This is a genomic window from Burkholderia sp. B10, from assembly GCF_004368385.1.
In the GTDB taxonomy this organism is placed as follows: Bacteria; Pseudomonadota; Gammaproteobacteria; order Burkholderiales; family Burkholderiaceae; genus Burkholderia; species Burkholderia vietnamiensis.
The window spans coordinates 1-17,287 of record NZ_PQMX01000041.1 but is presented as its reverse complement, the minus strand read 5'-3'; the positions used below and the strand labels follow the sequence as shown (position 1 = coordinate 17,287).

Annotated in this window: 18 protein-coding genes and 1 pseudogene; 12 read left to right on the top strand and 7 right to left on the bottom strand. The window is 69.6% G+C overall.

Annotation, left to right across the window (positions count from 1 at the left end):
* Positions 1–14: 14 nt before the first annotated feature.
* Positions 15–113, top strand: a pseudogene (locus C3Y15_RS20125) (glutathione S-transferase family protein); the annotation flags it as partial.
* A 159-nt stretch (positions 114–272) separates the two neighbouring features.
* On the opposite strand, the gene C3Y15_RS20120 reads toward C3Y15_RS20125, so the two are convergent.
* A complete protein-coding gene (locus tag C3Y15_RS20120; RefSeq protein WP_124260149.1) occupies positions 273–968 on the bottom strand; it encodes a phosphatase PAP2 family protein in 696 nt (231 codons plus the stop codon).
* Between the two features lie 426 nt (positions 969–1,394).
* Positions 1,395–2,627 carry an MFS transporter gene (locus C3Y15_RS20115; protein WP_069224804.1) on the bottom strand — a complete coding sequence of 411 codons (1,233 nt, stop codon included), beginning with the start codon at positions 2,625–2,627 and terminating at the stop codon, positions 1,395–1,397.
* Between the two features lie 100 nt (positions 2,628–2,727).
* On the opposite strand from C3Y15_RS20115, the gene C3Y15_RS20110 reads away from it, so the two are divergent.
* A complete protein-coding gene (locus C3Y15_RS20110) occupies positions 2,728–3,711 on the top strand; it encodes a LysR family transcriptional regulator (RefSeq protein ID WP_059475302.1) in 984 nt (327 codons plus the stop codon).
* Positions 3,712–3,726: 15 nt separating this feature from the next.
* Here the strand turns inward: C3Y15_RS20110 and C3Y15_RS20105 are convergent, their stop codons facing one another.
* Together C3Y15_RS20105 and C3Y15_RS20100 are read right to left on the bottom strand one after the other, a co-directional pair.
* Positions 3,727–4,365 (bottom strand): 2-hydroxychromene-2-carboxylate isomerase, encoded by a 639-nt coding sequence (locus C3Y15_RS20105; protein WP_034193385.1) that lies wholly within the window; start codon positions 4,363–4,365, stop codon positions 3,727–3,729.
* Between the two features lie 136 nt (positions 4,366–4,501).
* Positions 4,502–4,978, bottom strand: a complete 477-nt coding sequence (locus C3Y15_RS20100) for an SRPBCC family protein (protein ID WP_011880990.1) — start codon at positions 4,976–4,978, stop codon at positions 4,502–4,504.
* 481 nt (positions 4,979–5,459) lie between these two features.
* Here C3Y15_RS20100 and C3Y15_RS20095 point away from each other — a divergent pair, with 481 nt between their 5' ends.
* The 3 genes from C3Y15_RS20095 to C3Y15_RS20085 all read left to right on the top strand — a co-directional run bounded on the left by C3Y15_RS20095 (position 5,460) and on the right by C3Y15_RS20085 (position 7,527).
* Positions 5,460–5,993, top strand: coding sequence for a GNAT family N-acetyltransferase (locus C3Y15_RS20095; protein WP_046425037.1), 534 nt, complete (start codon positions 5,460–5,462; stop codon positions 5,991–5,993).
* A 57-nt stretch (positions 5,994–6,050) separates the two neighbouring features.
* A complete protein-coding gene (locus tag C3Y15_RS20090; protein ID WP_045577637.1) occupies positions 6,051–6,836 on the top strand; it encodes a YhfC family glutamic-type intramembrane protease in 786 nt (261 codons plus the stop codon).
* A 112-nt stretch (positions 6,837–6,948) separates the two neighbouring features.
* The gene (locus C3Y15_RS20085; protein ID WP_034193383.1) at positions 6,949–7,527 is read left to right on the top strand and encodes a membrane protein; all 579 of its coding nucleotides are present in this window, start codon (positions 6,949–6,951) and stop codon (positions 7,525–7,527) included.
* A gap of 85 nt (positions 7,528–7,612) precedes the next feature.
* Here the strand turns inward: C3Y15_RS20085 and fabV are convergent, their stop codons facing one another.
* Entirely contained in the window at positions 7,613–8,815 is a 1,203-nt protein-coding gene (fabV, locus tag C3Y15_RS20080; RefSeq protein ID WP_014724132.1) for an enoyl-ACP reductase FabV, read from the bottom strand.
* A 312-nt stretch (positions 8,816–9,127) separates the two neighbouring features.
* On the opposite strand from fabV, the gene C3Y15_RS20075 reads away from it, so the two are divergent.
* The gene (locus tag C3Y15_RS20075) at positions 9,128–9,751 is read left to right on the top strand and encodes a glutathione S-transferase (protein WP_045577639.1); all 624 of its coding nucleotides are present in this window, start codon (positions 9,128–9,130) and stop codon (positions 9,749–9,751) included.
* A 52-nt stretch (positions 9,752–9,803) separates the two neighbouring features.
* Here C3Y15_RS20075 and C3Y15_RS20070 read toward each other — a convergent pair whose 3' ends face one another.
* Positions 9,804–11,210 carry a serine hydrolase gene (locus C3Y15_RS20070; protein WP_045577640.1) on the bottom strand — a complete coding sequence of 469 codons (1,407 nt, stop codon included), beginning with the start codon at positions 11,208–11,210 and terminating at the stop codon, positions 9,804–9,806.
* A 252-nt stretch (positions 11,211–11,462) separates the two neighbouring features.
* Between C3Y15_RS20070 and C3Y15_RS20065 the strand changes: the two genes are divergently transcribed.
* The 4 genes from C3Y15_RS20065 (at position 11,463) to C3Y15_RS20050 (ending at position 14,824) form a co-directional block, all read left to right on the top strand.
* Positions 11,463–11,882 (top strand): HIT family protein, encoded by a 420-nt coding sequence (locus C3Y15_RS20065; protein WP_011880984.1) that lies wholly within the window; start codon positions 11,463–11,465, stop codon positions 11,880–11,882.
* Positions 11,883–12,136: 254 nt separating this feature from the next.
* The gene (locus C3Y15_RS20060) at positions 12,137–12,319 is read left to right on the top strand and encodes a hypothetical protein (protein WP_011880983.1); all 183 of its coding nucleotides are present in this window, start codon (positions 12,137–12,139) and stop codon (positions 12,317–12,319) included.
* A 627-nt stretch (positions 12,320–12,946) separates the two neighbouring features.
* Positions 12,947–13,384, top strand: a complete 438-nt coding sequence (locus tag C3Y15_RS20055) for a hypothetical protein (protein ID WP_011880981.1) — start codon at positions 12,947–12,949, stop codon at positions 13,382–13,384.
* A gap of 603 nt (positions 13,385–13,987) precedes the next feature.
* Positions 13,988–14,824 (top strand): bifunctional allantoicase/(S)-ureidoglycine aminohydrolase, encoded by an 837-nt coding sequence (locus tag C3Y15_RS20050; protein ID WP_011880980.1) that lies wholly within the window; start codon positions 13,988–13,990, stop codon positions 14,822–14,824.
* A 78-nt stretch (positions 14,825–14,902) separates the two neighbouring features.
* Here C3Y15_RS20050 and C3Y15_RS20045 read toward each other — a convergent pair whose 3' ends face one another.
* Positions 14,903–15,706 carry an aminoglycoside phosphotransferase family protein gene (locus C3Y15_RS20045; protein ID WP_059623687.1) on the bottom strand — a complete coding sequence of 268 codons (804 nt, stop codon included), beginning with the start codon at positions 15,704–15,706 and terminating at the stop codon, positions 14,903–14,905.
* Positions 15,707–16,083: 377 nt separating this feature from the next.
* Here C3Y15_RS20045 and C3Y15_RS32360 point away from each other — a divergent pair, with 377 nt between their 5' ends.
* Positions 16,084–16,296, top strand: a complete 213-nt coding sequence (locus C3Y15_RS32360; RefSeq protein ID WP_224020231.1) for a hypothetical protein — start codon at positions 16,084–16,086, stop codon at positions 16,294–16,296.
* A gap of 10 nt (positions 16,297–16,306) precedes the next feature.
* Positions 16,307–16,918: a trimeric intracellular cation channel family protein gene (locus tag C3Y15_RS20035; protein WP_059583114.1), complete on the top strand. Its 612-nt coding sequence runs from the start codon at positions 16,307–16,309 to the stop codon at positions 16,916–16,918.
* Positions 16,919–17,287 lie beyond the last annotated feature (369 nt).

Sequence of the window (17,287 nt, the reverse complement as noted above, 5' to 3'; positions counted from 1 at the left end):
GAATTGGCCGGACGCGCACGCGGTTGCTTGCGCGTTCGTCGTTTGCATGCGCGGTTGATGAAGCACGATCGTATCGTGCGTCCTTTCCGCTCGGCGCGTCCGATCGCGACTGACGCACGTGGACGCAGCCTTACTCGCGCCGGCACCGGCTCGGCATCGGCATCGGCACCGCATCCACCTCCATGCGAGCTGCGCGATGCGATCGCCCGCGGCCCACAGCGTATGCGCGCGCGTCGCGACGACCGCACCGAACGCATCCGCCGACCACGCCGTTACAACGTCGTATGCGTGACCGACTGCGCGAGCGTGAGCAGTTCGTCGAACTGCGTGATCAGCTCGAAGCACAGCAGGGACGCGAGCGTATAGGCCGGCGCGGGAAAGCGCCGGATCGCGGCGAGCGCGTGCGGCGCGAAGCGCGAGCGGACCGCATCGCGCGTGAGCAGCCACGCGATCGCGATGCCGATCGCGGCGCCGGCGATCAGGTCGGTCGGATAGTGATAGCCGAGATACGCGCGCGGCACGCAGATGAACACGACCGCATACAGCAGCGCGAACACGCCGGCGCGCCGCGCGATGATGAAGATGCCCGTCGCGATCGCCATCCACAGCATCGCGTGGTCGCTCGGGAACGAGCTCCACGCTTGCAGCGTGGCCGCGCGCAGCGTGTCGGACGGGAAGTGCAGATGCAGCTCGGGGTTGTAGATCGGCCGCACGCGGAACGGCAGCGTTTTCGCGAGCAGCCGCCCGACCGCGAGCGCGACGAGCCCGCTCGCCACCGTCGCGACGACCAGCTCGCGTTGCCGTTCGCGCCGCGGCCCCGGCTGAAACCATAGCCAGCACAGCACGGGGATCAGGACGAAGCCCTTGAACGTATAGAGGCCGGCGATCACGCGGATCGCGTGATTCATCAGCGGCCCGAACGTGATGTGCGTGAGGAAGACCTGGATCGTGGTGTCGAAATCATTCATGTCATGCGGCCCGACGGCACGGCAACCCATCGGCTGCGACCGGCGGAATCAGAAAGCGCGCTCGCAACCGAGCACGACGGGGGGCAAGTATGTCATCGGTAATGTTGAAGAAAATGGGAAAAAATACCGGGAATTCCCGGAGAAAATGCGGTTTTTCGATGGGGCCGGATTGCTCGACGCCGTGCGGCGCGGCTCCGCGAAATCGTCATACGGTTGCAGGAGCAACCATCGGGGCGTGCGGAAAAATAATTGGCCGGACTGCCGAGCGGGCGACGTGCCGTCGACCTTGCACCGGATGAGCGGACCGGGGGCGCCGGCCGCGCCCGGCTGTCGCGCGGCGGCGCCCCGTGCGACCCGCGAAAGAAAATAAAAAAAGCGGGCAGGCCGTCGAGCCTGCCCGCTTCATATCCGCGCTGCGCGGAAGAATTACCGGCGCCACATCCGCACGGCGAGCGCCGCGACCGACGTCGCGACGGCCAGCACGATCACCGCATTCCAGCCGAACTGCGCGAGCAACGCACTGCCCGCCGCGGCGCCGGCCGCCATCCCGATGAACATGCCGACGAACAGCACGGCGTTCAGGCGACTGCGCGACGCGGGATCGATCCGGTAGACGATCGCCTGATGCGCGATCAGCGTGGCCTGCACGCCGAGGTCGAAGCCGATCGTCGCCGCGGCGAGCAGCGCGAGCTGTGCATGCGGCGTCATCAGCGGCGCGGCGCCCATCGCGGCGAACGACACCGTCGCGATCGCGATGCCGATCCGCGTGACGCGCTCGGGGCCATGATGATCGGCCAGGCGTCCGGCGATCGGCGCGGCCAGTGCGCCCGCCGCGCCGGCGAGGCCGAATGCGCCGGCGGCCGCGCTGCCGAGATGGAACGGCGCGCCGTGCAGCATCACCGCGAGCGTCGACCAGAACGCGCTGAAGCCGACGGCCAGCAGCCCTTGCGCGAGCGCCGCAAGGCGCAGCGCGGGATGACGGCGCCACAGTTCGCCGAGCGACGCGATCAGCGCGCGGTAGGACAGCTGCGTGGCTGGCTCGAAGCGCGGCAACCCGCGTGCGGCGATCACGCCGATCGCGGCGACGCTCGCGGCCGCGAGCGCGAACATCGCGCGCCAGCCGATCGTTTCGGCGACGAAGCCGGCGACGACGCGCGACAGCAGGATGCCGAGCAGCAGCCCCGTCATCACCGTGCCGACGATGCGGCCGCGATGGGCGTCGTGCGCTAGCGTCGCGGCGGCCGGCACGACGTCCTGCGCCATCGTCGCGGTCAGGCCGATCGCGAAGCTGGCGGCCAGCAGCAGCCCGAGCGACGGCGCGAACGCGGCGAGCAACAGGGCGACGACCAGCGCGGCGGCCTTCGACACGATCACGCGGCGTCGGTCGAAGCGGTCGCCGAGCGGCGCGAGCAGCAGGATGCCGAGCGCATAGCCGAGCTGCGTCAGCGTCGGCATGAAGCCGATCGCGCGGGCCGATGCGCCGACGTCGGCGCCGAGCGCGGCGAGCATCGGCTGAGCGTAATAGAGCGGCGCAACGCCGAGGCCGGCCGCCGCGGCCAGCAGCATCACGAGCCGGCGGTCGGGCAGCGACACGGCGGCCGCATGGGCCGGCGCATGAGCCGTGCGGGGCGCGGCGGCGAGATGGGTGGGGGTGGACATCGCGTGCATCCTGGTTCGGGTAACGGATGGAACGCAGTGTGCCGATCGCCGCCGGGCGTGGGTAGTACCGCGCGGCGCACATTTGTTATACGCTGCGCGAATGACAGACGAAATCTCCGATTCGCCCGCTGCTGGCCGGTGTCCGCGCCTCGAGACGGTTCCGGTCGACGGCGCAGGCTACCGTTTCGAGCTGATGGAAACGTTCGTGCGCATAGTCGAAGCCGGCAGCCTGTCGGCGGCCGCCGCGCAGTTGCACACGACGCAGCCGACCGTCAGCCGGCGGCTGCAGGCGCTCGAGCGCTCGCTCGGCATGCGGCTGCTGCAGCGCACGACGCATGCGATGCGGCTGACCGTCGACGGCGAACGCTGCTTCACGCGCGCAAAGGAGCTGCTGGCCGGCTGGGCCGCCTTCGAGGCGGACCTGCGCGGCGCGCAGGAGGAGCCGGACGGGCTGCTGCGGGTCGCGGTGCCGCATGCGTTCGGGCAGGAGCGCTTCGTCGCGCCGCTAGCGCAGTTCCTGCGCGACTATCCGCGCGTCTCGGTGGAATGGTTGCTGCAGGACGAGGTGCGCGACTTCGTCGGCAGCGGCATCGACTGCGCGATCCAGGTGGGTGAGCCGAGCGACCCGGGCGTCGTCGCGATCCGGCTGACGAAGGTGCCGCGCTTCGTGGTGGCCGCGCCGTCGGTGCTCGATCGCGCGGCCGTGCCGGCCGATCCCCACGCGCTCGCCGCGTTGCCGTGGCTCGCGCTGCGTACCTATTACCGGAACGAACTCACGCTGACGCACGCCGTCACCGGCGACACGCGACGCATCGCGATCCGTCCGCGCGTCACGACCGAGAACCTGTACGCGCTGCGCAGCGCAGCGCTGCTCGGCGTCGGCGCATGCGTCGGCTCGTCGTGGCTGCTCGCCGATCATCTCGCACGCGGCGAACTCGTGCATCTCGCGCCCGACTGGCAGGCGTCGCCGCTGCCGGTGTACCTGACCTATCCGCATGCGCAGTTCTATCCGTCGCGGCTCGTGCGCTTCGTCGCGATGATGCGCGACGCGGTGCCGCCGCTCGTCGAAGACCGCGGCGCGTAGGCGCCGGGCGCGCCGTCAGCCGCGCCGGAGGCCTTCCGGCAGCGTGCTGATGCGGCGCACTTCGGGCGAGTCGAGCCACGCGCGCGACGTCGCGCAGTCGACGAACATGTCGGTCGCGTCCTCGCCCCAGAACAGGTCGCCGTCGAGTTCGAAGGTCGGCACGCCGAACACGCCGTGCGCGATCGCCCGGTCGGTGTTCGCGCGCAGCGCGTCCTTCACCGGTTGCGCGTCGACGGCCGTCACGCCGTCCGGGAAGCCGACCGCCTCGCACAGCGCGGCGAAGCCGTCCGGTGTCGACACGTCGTTGCCGTCGCGCCAGATGTGCCGGAAGATGCGCCGGATCGCGTCGGGCGAGCCGCCCATCGCGATCGCGAGTCGCAGCGGCCGGATCGGGTTGAACGGATGGGCGGGCGGCATCCGGAACGCAATGCCGAGCTTGTCCGCGCGGTATTGCGCGTGGCGGTAGGTGAACACGCGCTTCGCCGCAATCTCGGCCGGCGCTTTCTGTCCCCAATGCGCGAGCAGCGCGCCGAGCACGATCGGCTTGGGCTCGAACGCGATGTCGGGCGGCAACGTGTCGAAGCGTTCCTGCTGCAGATAGGCGAACGGCGAAACGAAATCGAAATACCAGGTGGCGGTGCGCGTGGCGTTCATCGTCGGTCCCTTGTGCGGAGTCGGAAGGCGGTCACGGGCATCGCGCCGGCGGCCGGCGCGATGCACGCAGCGGCGGCCAGTGTCGCATGCGGCGGGCTTTCGCGCTGCCGGCTGGCAGTGTGTGCTGCGGGCCGGCTCACCCGTGCTCGACGAGCGCCGCGAGCTTCGCGAGCGCCATCCGCCAGCCGGTCTCGTTGTCGGCGGCCGGCACGCCGGGCGGCACGCCGTCGTGCACGGCCTCGACGCGCGTGCCGCCCGCTTCGTCGGACAGCGTGATCGTGACCGTCATCGCGCCGCGCAGTAGCGGATCGTCGGTTTCGAACACGTCGATCTCGACGATCCGCTCGTCGGGCACGAGCGTCACGAAGCGGCCGTGATAAGTGTCGGTGTGCGCGGTGGTCTTGCCGGTGCCGTCCGACGGCGCGTCGTAGCTGAGCGACACGCGCAGCGCACCGCCTTCGCGCGCGTCGTAGGCGTGCACGCGGCACGTCATGCCGTCGGGCACCTTCCATCGTTCGACCGCGTGCGGATCGAGCAATGCGCGGTAGACGCGTCCGCGCGGTGCGTTCAGGTGCCGGCTGACCCGGGTCGAATGCGTGTGCATGTGCAGCATGTCGCCTCCTGCGAAGCGCGTGACGGTGCACGCCGGCGACGGCGTGTCGTCGTGCTTCTTTCACGCATCGTAGGCGCGCGGCAGGCGTCTCGCAATGACGAGTCGCTTGCAGGGCCGCGAGCGTTCCGATTCGCGGATCGCGCCAGGACGGGGGCGCTGCGACACGCTTCAGGACGACGGTCGCGTCATATCGAACGGTGCGGCCAGCGCCGGAATGGTCCGCGCGCCGTTGTCGGCGCAGCAACGCTCAACGCATCGACCTGGCGGCCGGCGCCTGCGATACATCGCTGAAAGTGGGCCGTGCAGCGAGCATAGGCGATGCATCGTCGGTTCGCGTAGCATGACGGGGCGGCATCACTCGGCGGCCCGGCTCGGCGCCGTATTGGCGGACGCGGGCCGTCCCGTGCGCGCCTTCGCGCGCATGCCGTCGTCGGCTTCGATCGGGCGCATGCCGCCCGCCTGACTTCCGGAGAGAGAAGGAATGACCGAACCTGTCACCGTGCGTCGCGTCGACGCGCGCGAAGCACATGCGTGCGCCGATGCGCTGGCCGACGTGCTGATCGACTGCGTCGAGGGCGGCGCGTCCGTGAGCTTCATGCTGCCGATCGCGCGCGCGACGGCCGTTGCATTCTGGAAGCAGGTTGCCGAAGGCGTGGCGCGCGGCGAGCGCATCCTGCTCGTCGCCGAGGACGCGGCCGCGCGCATCGTCGGCACCGTGCAGATCGTGACCGCGCAAGCGGAGAACCAGCCGCATCGCGCCGACGTCGCGAAGATGCTCGTGTCCCGCCGCGCGCGTCGGCAGGGCATCGCCGCGAAGCTGCTGGCCGCCGCCGACCACGCCGCACGCGAAGCCGGCAAGACCGTGCTCGTGCTCGACACGGTGACGGGCGGCGATGCCGAACGCCTGTACGAGCGAGCCGGCTGGCAGCGCGTCGGCGTCGTGCCGAACTACGCGCTGATGCCCGACGGCACGCCGTGCGCGACCACGTATTTTCACAAGCAGCTTGTGTCGTGATGCACGCACGATCGGCGCCGCGCACGTCCACTCGCCCTTTCATCCCGTTCCGTTCCCATGCACATCATCGATCCGGTTCTGCTGTTCGCCACGTTCTGCGCGGGCGTCACCGCGTTGGCCGGCCCGCCGCTGCTCGCGCTCGTGTGGCGGCATCGCGCGGGCGTGCCGTGGCGCGCGTTTTTCTGCGGGATGCTGATCTTCTTCGTATTCCAGCCGGTGCTGCGGCTGTCTTGGCAGATTCCGCTGTTTCGCTGGCTCGGCGACGATCCGCGCTGGCATATGCCGATGCTCGTATTCGCGGCGCTCACCGCGGCACTGTTCGAGGAGTGCGGGCGCTGGGTCGCGTTCCGCTATCTGCTGGCCGGGCAACGCGATCCGCGCACCGCGGTGATGTACGGGCTCGGCCACGGCGGGCTGGAGGCGATGCTGCTGGTCGGCGTCGGCTTCGTCGCGCTCTGCGGCGGCTATCTGCTCGCGCGCGCCGGGCTCGTGACCAGCGCGGGCGTGCAAACGCTGATCGCGTCGCAGTTCGCCGGCATGACGCTCGCGTCGCCGTTCCTCGCGGTGCTCGAGCGCGTGAGCGCGGTTGCCGCGCATGTCGGGATGTCGCTGATGGTGATGCAGACGTTCGTGCGCGGCACGAAGCGCTGGCTGCTCGGCGCGATCGCGGTTCATTTCGCGATCGATCTCGTCGTCGTGCTGCTGTCGCGCTATTGGCACCTCGACTCGACGCTGCTCGAGGCGCTCCTGCTAGGATGCAGCGTCGCGATTCTGTGGCTCGGGATCCGGTCGAGTCGATGGGGCGCCGCGGCCGACGGGCTGCGGGGCGGGCAGGCGACGTGATCGCGCCGCCGCTGGCGCGCGACGGCGCAAAAAGCTGCGCAGGCCGCGCCGCCCGACCGTCCGATCGATCGATGCCGCAACATCCTCCTTCCCACCAAGGAACCCCGCCCCGATGAAACGCACCCCCATCGCCGTTGCCCTCGCGGGCCTGCTCGTCGCGTTGCCCGTCGCCGCATGGGCGCTCGTCAAGCCGTTGCGCGTGATCGCGCCCGCGCTGGTTCCCGGCGTGTCGTGCGCGGGCGCCGACATCTGCATCGACGATCCCGCGAAGCTCGGCGAGGCGCGGCAGCTCTATCGCGACGGTTACGCGCGCGCGGCGGCGGTGACCGGCGCATTCCGCTCGGCGCCGCGCGTCGTGTTCTGCTCGACGCGCGCGTGTGCCGACCGGTTCGGCCTCGGCGAACGCGCGGCATTGACGCTGGGAGACTTCGGCGTGGTCTTCGCGCCGCGCGGCTGGCAGACCTACTTCGTGGCGCACGAGCTGATCCACCATCGGCAGGCGGAAGCGCTCGGCAATCTGGCGGTCGCGACCAAGCCGCGCTGGCTGATCGAGGGAATGGCGTATTCGCTCAGCGGCGATCCGCGTCACCCGCTGACCGAGCCGTTCGAATCGTGGCGCACGCGTTTCGATGCATGGCATGCGGCGCTCGGCCGGCAGCCGCTGTGGGATGCCGCAGCGGCCGTCCAGTGAAGCGACCGCGCTGCGGCGGCGAACGCGATGACGTCCGCGCCGACACGGCCCGCCGCACGCATGCGCACGCGGCGGGCATCGGCCGTCAGGCCGTCGTGTCGATGATGCCGGGGATCTTCACGTCCGGGTTCACGTCCGCGTCGTAGTCGACGCCGGCGATCTCGAAGCCGAACAGACGCAGGAACTCGGTCTTGTAACCGGCGAAGTCGGTCATCTCGTACAGGTTGTCGTTCGTGACCTTGTCCCACATCGCGACGACCTGCGCCTGCACCTGCGGATCCAGTTCCTTGTAGTCCGCGCGCAGCCGGCCTTCGTCGTCGATGTGCGGCGTCGCGCCGTACATGCTGTCCTTCAGCAGCCCGTACACCTGCTCGATGCAGCCTTCGTGCGTGCCCTTCTCCTTCATCACCTTGAACAGCAGCGACAGGTACAGCGGCATCATCGGGATCGCCGAGCTCGCCTGCGTGACGACGGCCTTCAGCACCGACACGCGCGCGTCGCCGCCATGCACGGCGAGCTTCTCGCGGATCGACACGACCTTCTTGTCGAGATCCTTCTTCGCCTCGCCGATCGAGCCGTTCCAGTAGATGTCATGCGTGATCTGCTCGCCCAGATACGTGAACGCGGTCGTCTTCGCGCCGTCGGCCAGCACGCCGGCGTCGGCGAGCGCGTCGATCCACATCTGCCAGTCCTCGCCGCCCATCACGGCGACGGTGCCGTCGATCTCTTCCTGCGTCGCCGGCTCGAGCGTCACCTCGCGGATCGTTTCCTTGTCGGTGTCGAGGCCGCGGAACGTCACCGACTTGCCGACCGGCTTCAGCGTCGAGCTGATCGTCTCGCCCGTCTTCGGATGCGTGCGGCGCGGCGCGGCCAGGCTGTAGACGACCAGATCGACCTTGCCGAGGTCCTGCTTGATGGTGTCGATCGTGATCTGCTTGACCTTGTCGGAGAACGCGTCGCCGTTGATGCTGCGCGCATAGAGCCCCTTTTCGGCGGCGAATTTCTCGAACGCGGCGCTGTTGTACCAGCCGGCGGTGCCCGGCTTGGTGTCGCTGCCGGCGCGCTCGAAGAACACGCCGAGCGTGTCCGCGCCCGAGCCGAAGGCGGCCGAGATCCGGGCCGCGAGGCCGTAGCCGGTCGACGCGCCGATCACGAGCACCTTCTTCGGGCCGTTGGCGATCGGGCCGTGCGAAGTCACGTAGTCGATCTGTTCCTTGACGTTGGCCTCGCAGCCGACCGGATGAGTGGTCACGCAGATGAAGCCACGCACGCGCGGTTTGATGATCATGAAATCCTCTTGTCAGAAAGGCAGGGACGGCCTGAAAACGGAAAAATCCCGCGCATTGTAATGGAAGCGGCGGGCGCGGCGGGCGCGGTGGGAACAGGGCGGCGCTTGCGAGCGTCGGGTCGGACCGCCGCGGCGCGTGCGTGCCGCGGCGCGTAGCCGGGCCGATGCGGGCGGCGCGACGGCGGCGGAAACGCCGATTTCACGAGCGCGCGCTGTCGATTTCCGCGCGCTCGTGTATAAATCCGACATGACCGCGTTCGGCCGCGCCGTGCCGGCCGACCGCTCCGCTCTCGACCCTCACAAGGAGCCCGCATGCTGCAGATCCTCGGCAAGATTCCGTCCATCAACGTGCGCAAGGTGCTGTGGCTGTGCACCGAACTCGACCTGCCGTTCGAGCAGGAAGACTGGGGCTCGGGTTTTCGCTCGACCAACGACCCCGCCTATCTGGCGCTGAATCCGAACGGCCTCGTCCCGGTCATCAAGGACGACGATTTCGTGCTGTGGGAATCGAACACGATCATCCGCTATCTGGCGAACCGCTACGGCGACGACGCGCTGTATCCGGCCGACCCGCGCGCTCGCGCGCGGGTCGATCAGTGGATCGACTGGCAGGCGTCGGACCTGAACCGTTCGTGGGTCGGCGCGTTCCTCGGCCTCGTGCGCAAGTCGCCGCAGCATCAGGACCCGGCCGCGATCGCGCAGTCGATCGCCGGCTGGACCAACCACATGCAGGTGCTGAACGCGCACCTCGACGCGACCGATGCGTTCGTTGCCGGCGAGCACTTCACGCTCGCCGACATTCCGATCGGCCTGTCGGTGAACCGCTGGTTCGGCACGCCGTTCGAGCGTCCCGATCTGCCGGCGGTGCAGCGCTACGTCGAGCGTCTGGCGACGCGCGAGGGCTTCAAGAAGTACGCGGGCAGCGCGAACCCGTAACGATGCACGCGGCGTCGCGCGCGTGCGCGGCCGGCGCTGCGGCATTGCATCGTCACCGGGCCGCCGCCGCCGGCACCGCCTGCAGCACGCGCGCGAGAAACGCGTCGTGATTCCACGCGGATTCCGGCCGCGACAGCCCGAGCCGCACGACCACCAACTGGCGGCTCGGCACCACGCTCACGAACTGGCCTTCATGGCCGACCGCATGAAACGCGTCGGCCGGCAGCGCGCTCGCGGCTCCATCGTGAGCGTCGAACGGCTCCGGCACCTTGACCCACAGGTGCGCGCCGAATTCGCCGCGCGTCGACAGCGGCGTCGGGCGCGTCAGGTAGCGCACCCAGCCTGCCGGCAACAGCCGCCGGCCGTCCCATACGCCGTCCTGCAGCAGCAGCTGGCCGAAGCGCGCCCAGTCGCGCGCGCTCGCATACATGAACGACGCGCTGCCGAGCGTGCCAGCCGCGTCGGGCTCGAACACCGCGCTGCGCATCCCGAGCGGCGCGAACAGCGCGCGGCGCGGAAAGGCGAGGTAATCGGCGTCGCTGCCGCCCATCGCTGCGCGCATCACACGCGCGACGATCGCGCTCGTGCCGCTCGAGTACTGCCACTGCGTGCCCGGTCGCGCGGCGAGCGGCATCGCGGATGCGAAGCGCGCGGTGTCGGGCTGCGTGAACAGCATCACCGCGACGTCGGACAGCGGGTCGTCGTAGTCCTCGTTGAATCGCAGGCCGCTCGTCATGCGCAGCAGTTCGTCGAGCGTGATCGCCGCGCGCGGGTCGCCGCTGCCGCGCCATTCGGGCAGCAGCGCCGCCGCCTGCGGCGACAGCCGGTGCTGCGCGACCAGCATGCCGACCAGCGCGGCCGTCACGGTCTTCGTCATCGACCAGCCGGGCAGCGGCGTGTCGGCGGTGAAGCCGGGCGCATAACGTTCGGCGATCACCTGGCCGCGCCACATCACGACGACCGCGCGCGTGCGCCGCAGCCGCGCCGGATCGGGTTCGTCGAAGGCGCGGTCGAGCGCGTGCTGCAGCTTGCCGGTGTCGATGCCCGATAGGGCGGCCGGCGCGGCTACGGCCACGGCGTGCGGCGGATCGGCAACGGGCGGCAGCGCGGCCGGCAGCACATCGTGCGCCGGGCCGAGCGCGAGCGTGCAGCCGAGCCCTGGCCGGAAGTCGGCCTCGCGTCGCGCGAAACCGGCGAACGTCGCGACCGCGCGCCGATGCTCCGGATCGAGCGACGGACGCACGAGCTTCAGCAGCGGATGAACGCCGGCCATGATGTCGACGTCGATCACCGATGCGGCCGGACGGCCCGACACGAACACGCCCGAACACAGCGCCTTGGCCGCATAGCCGGTGGCGATCGGCGCGAGCCGCGACAGCATGTAGCCCGCATAGCCGAGCGTGACGGCGACTGCGACGGCGGCGCCGCGCAGGATCAGCGATTTGAACGGGAGCGTCATGCGCGAGCGTCCTCGGTGGCGTGCCGGCCGGCAACGATCCGGCAGTGTCGCAGGTTCGGGCGACGCGGTGCAATCGCGCGCGCGTGACGAACGGCGGCAGCGTGCATCGCGCGTCGCTGCACGTGCGATGGCGCGACCGGCAAGCCGGCAAACGCGCGCCGGAGATGCGCAGGTTGAACTGCGGACGGCGGCCGGTCGATAATCGACCGGCATCGTTACCCCTCGAACCCAATCCAGAAACCGGAAAACGCCATGTCCTACGACAACAACAACCCGTTTGCCAGGATCCTGCGCGGCGAATTGCCGTGCGTGAAGATCGCCGAAGACGACGCCACCGTCGCGATCATGGACGTCATGCCGCAGGCCGACGGGCACGTGCTCGTGATCCCGAAGGAGCCGGCCGCGCAGCTCTTCGAGCTGTCCGGCGACGCGGCCGCGGCGAGCATCCGCATGACGCAGCGCGTCGCGGCGGCCGTGCGTGACGCGCTCGGCCCGGACGGCATGTTCATCGGCCAGTTCAACGGTGCTGCTGCGGGCCAGACGGTCCCGCACGTGCATTTCCACGTGATTCCGCGCTGGGAAGGCGTCGAGTTGCGGATGCACGCGCGCGACTTCGCCGATGCGGCGACGCTGGAAGCCCTCGCGCAGCGCATCCGCGCACGTTTCGTGTAACGGCCGCGCGGCTCGCTCCGGCCAGGGCGCCAGCACGCGCGCGCCGCGGCGCCCGCCGCGGCTGTTTCCGCGGTGACGCCCGGTAACACCTGTAACGGCCAGCGAAACGCCTCCCGCGGAGGCCGGCGCTAGACTCCGCGCATCGCTACACCGGGCGACGGCAACGCGGATCGGCGCATGCGGCCGTACGGTCGCACGCCGCGACGGCACGGCGCTCGCACGGTGCGATGCGTTCTTTTCGCCGGAGTCGAGCCATGTACAAAGTCCTCATCTCGTTTGCGCTGATCGCGGGCCTGTCCGGCTGCTATGTCGCGCCGCCTTACGGCTACGCACCCGCGCCCGCGTACGGCTATGCGCCCGCCTACTACGGTTATGCGCCGGCCTATTACGCGCCGGCGGTCAGCGTCGGCATCGGCGGCCACTTCCGCATCCGCTGATCGCGCGGTACGCGCGGCGCGTCCAGCATGCGCGCCGCGCGGCCGTGTCGAGCCGGCGCATTCGTATTGCTGCGCGTCGTGACGCCGCGTTCTCCGTACGTCGCGCCATCCATCCCAACTCTGTCGCCCGAGCCATCGACGGCTTGCTCGTTCATTGAGCCGGCTGCGCCTCGTCCTATTCTTCACGGTGATTCCGCCCGCCGCAGGCAGCCGCTGCGACGAACCCGCAATGCATGCGTAGCGCATCGCGCGCGTCGATCGGACTCCGCGTGTCGCGCGATCGTTGCCGCCGCGTGCGGCTGCGCCGATGTGTTGCCACGTGTGTCCGAAGCGATGCCTCGCGCCCGTTCCGGCCCGCGCGGAAACCGTGGGCGGCCGCCGGCGGAGCCCCGGCCGACGGGCCTTCGCGGCCGATTTCCGGCAAGCTTTTCCGGTTCCGTTTCGGCGAACAACTTGTTACCGAATGACGGCGGCAAGGACCTGCGAGCGGTGCTATTCTTCGCCGCAAGCTCATTGAAATGAATTGGTCGCGGTTCCGCACAATGCCGGAGTCGACGCCGACCGGTTCGGATCGTGGTAGCGAGCGGACCTTCAATAACCAGATTGCGAACAAGGAAGAATACGGGAATGTGGAAGAAAATCGCCCCCGCTCTCGTCGTCGCCGTGCTGACCGGCGCGACTGCAGTGCCGGCAATGGCCGGTGACCTGAACAATGCGCTTGGCGGCGCGCTCGGCGGGGTTGCCGGCGCAGCGGTCGGCGGCGCAGTCGGCGGCAGCACGGGTTCCGTGATCGGCGGCGCGATCGGCGGCGGCGCGGGTGGCGCGGTGACGTCGAACCGTCGCGAGCGCACCGGCGCGATCATCGGCGGCGCGCTCGGCGGCGGCGCAGGCACCGCGGCGGGCAACGCAATGGGCGGCCGCACGGGCGGCCTGCTGGGCGCGGCCGTCGGCGGCGGCGCCGGCGCGGCGCTCGGCGGCAACCTGTCGCGCAGCTCGTACGACCGCGACCATGGCGATCGCGGCTATCGCCACCGCAAGCACCGTCATCACCGCGACTGGGACTGATCGCGACGGGCCTCGCACGGTGCGCGACGCGCGCACCGGCGCGCCCGATCCGGCAGGCGCGGCGGCCTCGCAGAGGCCGCCGTCGCCGACGAAACCTGCAGTCTTGTCGTTCCTCCGCAGTCCTTCCCCGGCTACGCTCGATTGGCCGGCGCATTCCCTCCTGCCGTACCTTCTCCTCTTCGACGACATCGCGCGCTACGTTCCCTTGTAGCCGTTCGGCATACGCGCGTACATCCATGCAACTGCTCGGCACAGAGCCCGATGTCCGCCGACACCGTCACGATTCCCCCCGACGCGCACAACTCACGCTCGCCGAGCCTCGGCACCGGTAGTGCGGAATCGAATGAAAGGCATCGCAACATTTAATTGGTCGGTCGCAATCGACTTCGCTATCGTCAGCGCTGCCCGCGTACGGAATCGAGCGTTGCCGTCCCGATCCCGTCCCGCGTGACGCCGAGCGTGTGCGGAGCGGCAAGCATCGGCGCGCGCCCGGATCCGCGCGCGGCCCCGTCGCGAAGCCTGTCCGACCGAACGAAGGCGCTGTCGTGCGACGCGGCCGCGTTGCGCTGCGGACGTTGGACCAACCCATTGCCTGGATGCCTTATGTCGAAGACTACGTATTACGCGCCGCATGGCGGCCACCCGCCGCAGACCGATCTGCTGACCGATCGCGCGATGTTCACCGAGGCGTACGCGGTCATTCCGAAGGGAGTGATGCGCGACATCGTGACGAGCTGGCTGCCGTTCTGGACCCACACGCGCCTGTGGGTGATCGCGCGCCCGCTGTCGGGTTTCGCCGAGACCTTCTCGCAGTACATCGTCGAAGTGAATCCGGGCGGCGGCAGCGACAAGCCCGAGCAGGACCGCAACGCCGAAGCCGTGCTGTTCGTCGTCGAGGGCGAGGCCGAGCTGACGCTGCAGGGCAAGCAGCACACGCTGAAGCCGGGCGGCTATGCGTTCATTCCGCCGGGCGCCGACTGGACGCTGCACAACGTCAGTGATGCCGCGGTGCGTTTCCACTGGATCCGCAAGCACTATCAGGCCGTCGACGGCATCGCGCTGCCGGACGCGTTCGTGACCAACGAGCAGGACGTCGAGCCGATTCCGATGCCGGGCACCAACGGCGCATGGGTGACGACGCGTTTCGTCGACATGAGCGACATGCGTCACGACATGCACGTGAACATCGTGACGTTCGAGCCGGGCGGCGTGATTCCGTTCGCCGAGACGCACGTGATGGAGCACGGCTTGTACGTGCTCGAAGGCAAGGCCGTCTATCGCCTGAACCAGGACTGGGTCGAGGTGGAGGCGGGCGACTTCATGTGGCTGCGCGCGTTCTGCCCGCAGGCGTGCTATTCGGGCGGGCCCGGCCGCTTCCGCTATCTGCTGTACAAGGACGTGAACCGCCACATGAACCTGACGCTGAATCCCGCGCGCTGAGCATCGCGCGTTGGATCGGAGGAAACGCCGGCGCATGCCGGCGTCTTTTTGGGTGATACGGGGCGTGTGCGTCGCGTGCTACTTCAGGCCGAGGGAACCGGCGGCCAGCATCGCGACCTGCAGCGGCGTATCGGCCGTTCGTCCGTCGTCGATCGACCACACCGCGGATAGCCCGGCCCACGCGACGATCCATTGCAGCAGCCGTTGCCGGTCGATCTGCGCGGCGTCGGCGACGAGCGCCACACGGCGCTCGAAGCGCGCGCGATCGACCGCGAGGTCGTGCGCGGGATTGCAGAACAGGTTCGCATAGTCGAATGCGCGCTCGCCGTGCAGGCCCTTCGGGTCGATCGCGAGCCAGCCGCGATCGCCGAAGTTCAGCACGTTGCCGTGATGGATGTCGCCGTGCAGCACGGCTTCGTCGACGGGGGCGGCCAGCAGCCGCTGGGCTATCTCGGCCGACACGCGCAGCACTTCGTCGTGGCCGTCGTCGTGCGCGTGCGCGAGCAATGCGTGGAACCAGTCGCGCAGCGGCACCGTCGCGGGCGGCTGCGGCGCGCGATGCGCATGCAGCCGCGCGACGGCGTCGCACGCGATGCGGATCGCATCGTCGTCATGGCCGGCGGCCGACAGCTCGCCCAGCGTCGGCGTCGCGCATGCGCGTTCGAGCAGCACCGCGTCGCGATCGTGCAGCCACACCCGCGCGGCGCCGTTGCCGTTCCACCACGTCATCAGCGCGTTGCCGCGCCGCTCTTCGTCGCAGGTCGCGACCTTCAGCATCGCGGGCTGCGCATGCCGGGTGACCGGCAGCACGCCGCCGCTCGCGCTGAGGATCGGGCCGCCGTCGGGAACGAGATCCCATCGGCGCAGATAAGTGTCGAACATGCAGACGATGGTACAGGCGAAGCCGCCCGCGCGCGGGGCGCGGCGCGGCGCCCGGGGCTGAGGCCCGTGCATCGGCCTTTCCTAAATAAAATTTAGCCAGTCAAAGTTTGGCTAAAGAATGTTCCGGTATCGCGGCATCCCTTCGACAATGCGCGCGTTTCGCAATCGACGAACGCCGCTGCGGCGGGCGCGGTCGCCACATCGAATCAGGAGCCTGCATGATCCATCGCACCGCCGACCCATCGTCGCGACCACCCGTGTGTGCGGCATTGCCGCGCCGCTGTGTTCGGCGCATCCCGCTCGCGGTGACCGTCTCGCCCGACTACATGAAGACTACCGACGACGGAACCCTATCGGTGGCCGTGAAGCCGCCGCGCATGGCGCGCGTCGACCGACGCGATTTCGCCCATGCCCGATCCGCGCGCAGTACGCGCAGCGACGACTTCGCGCCTTTGATCCGCCGCGTCGTCGCGCTCGGCGCTTCGGGAACCATCGAGCGCCACGCGCAACGCAAGCCGGCAACGCCGCTGCCCGCGATCGACGCAGCCGGGCGCGCGCGTGTGCGCGGCCTGTTTCGTATCGAAAGCTGAGGCGCGCACGATGCATACGCTATATCTGATTGCGATCGTTGCGGAAGCGATGTCGGGCGCGCTGATGGGCATGCGGCGCGGGATGGACCGGTTCGGCCTCGCGCTGGTCGGCGCGGTGACGGCGCTCGGCGGCGGCACCGTGCGCGACGTGCTGCTCGGACACTATCCGCTCGGCTGGATCGCGCATCCGGCCTATCTGCTGATCACGCTCGCGGCCGCGACTGCCGCGTCGTGGGCGGCGCGGTACCTGTCGCGGATGAAGACGCTGTTCGTGACCGTCGACGCGATCGGCCTCGCGGCGTTCACGATCATCGGCTGCGACATCGGCGCGTCGACCGGCGCGGCGCCGATCATCGTCGTGTTGGCAGGCGCGATCACCGGCGTGTGCGGCGGGATGCTGCGCGACCTGCTGTGCAACGAGATGCCGCTGGTCCTGCGCGACGAACTGTACGCGAGCGTCGCATTGTTCACGGGCGGGTTGTACGTCGGCATGCAGTATCTGGGTATCGGCGCGGGGCCGGCGACGATCGTCGCGCTCGTGGCAGGCTTCGCGACGCGGATGCTCGCCGTGCGACTCGGATGGAAATTGCGGACTTTCGCCGTCGCGGATGTCGAGCGCTGAGCAATCGTGCCGGCGCGAACCTTGGCGCGCTGCTCGGGCAGCGGGGCTGACATGCGGAGATGCGGCGCGCTGGTGGTGCCGGTCGTGCCGGTCACACGCCGGAGCCTGAATACGGGGAGGGCATGGCGAGCGCCCTGGACATGCGGCCATCGACGCAACAGGCGGCGAACGATGGCCTACATCGCTACAGATGAGGAGCGTTCACGACAAATGGACGGAAAACGGCCGATTCGCCGGCGTGCTGCATAGGCGGCGGGGTTCGCTTGGCTCGCACCGGCAACCCGGCAACCCGGCAACCCGGCAACCCGGCAACCCGGCAACCCGGCAACCCGGCAACCCGGCAACCCGGCAACCCGGCAACCCGGCAAC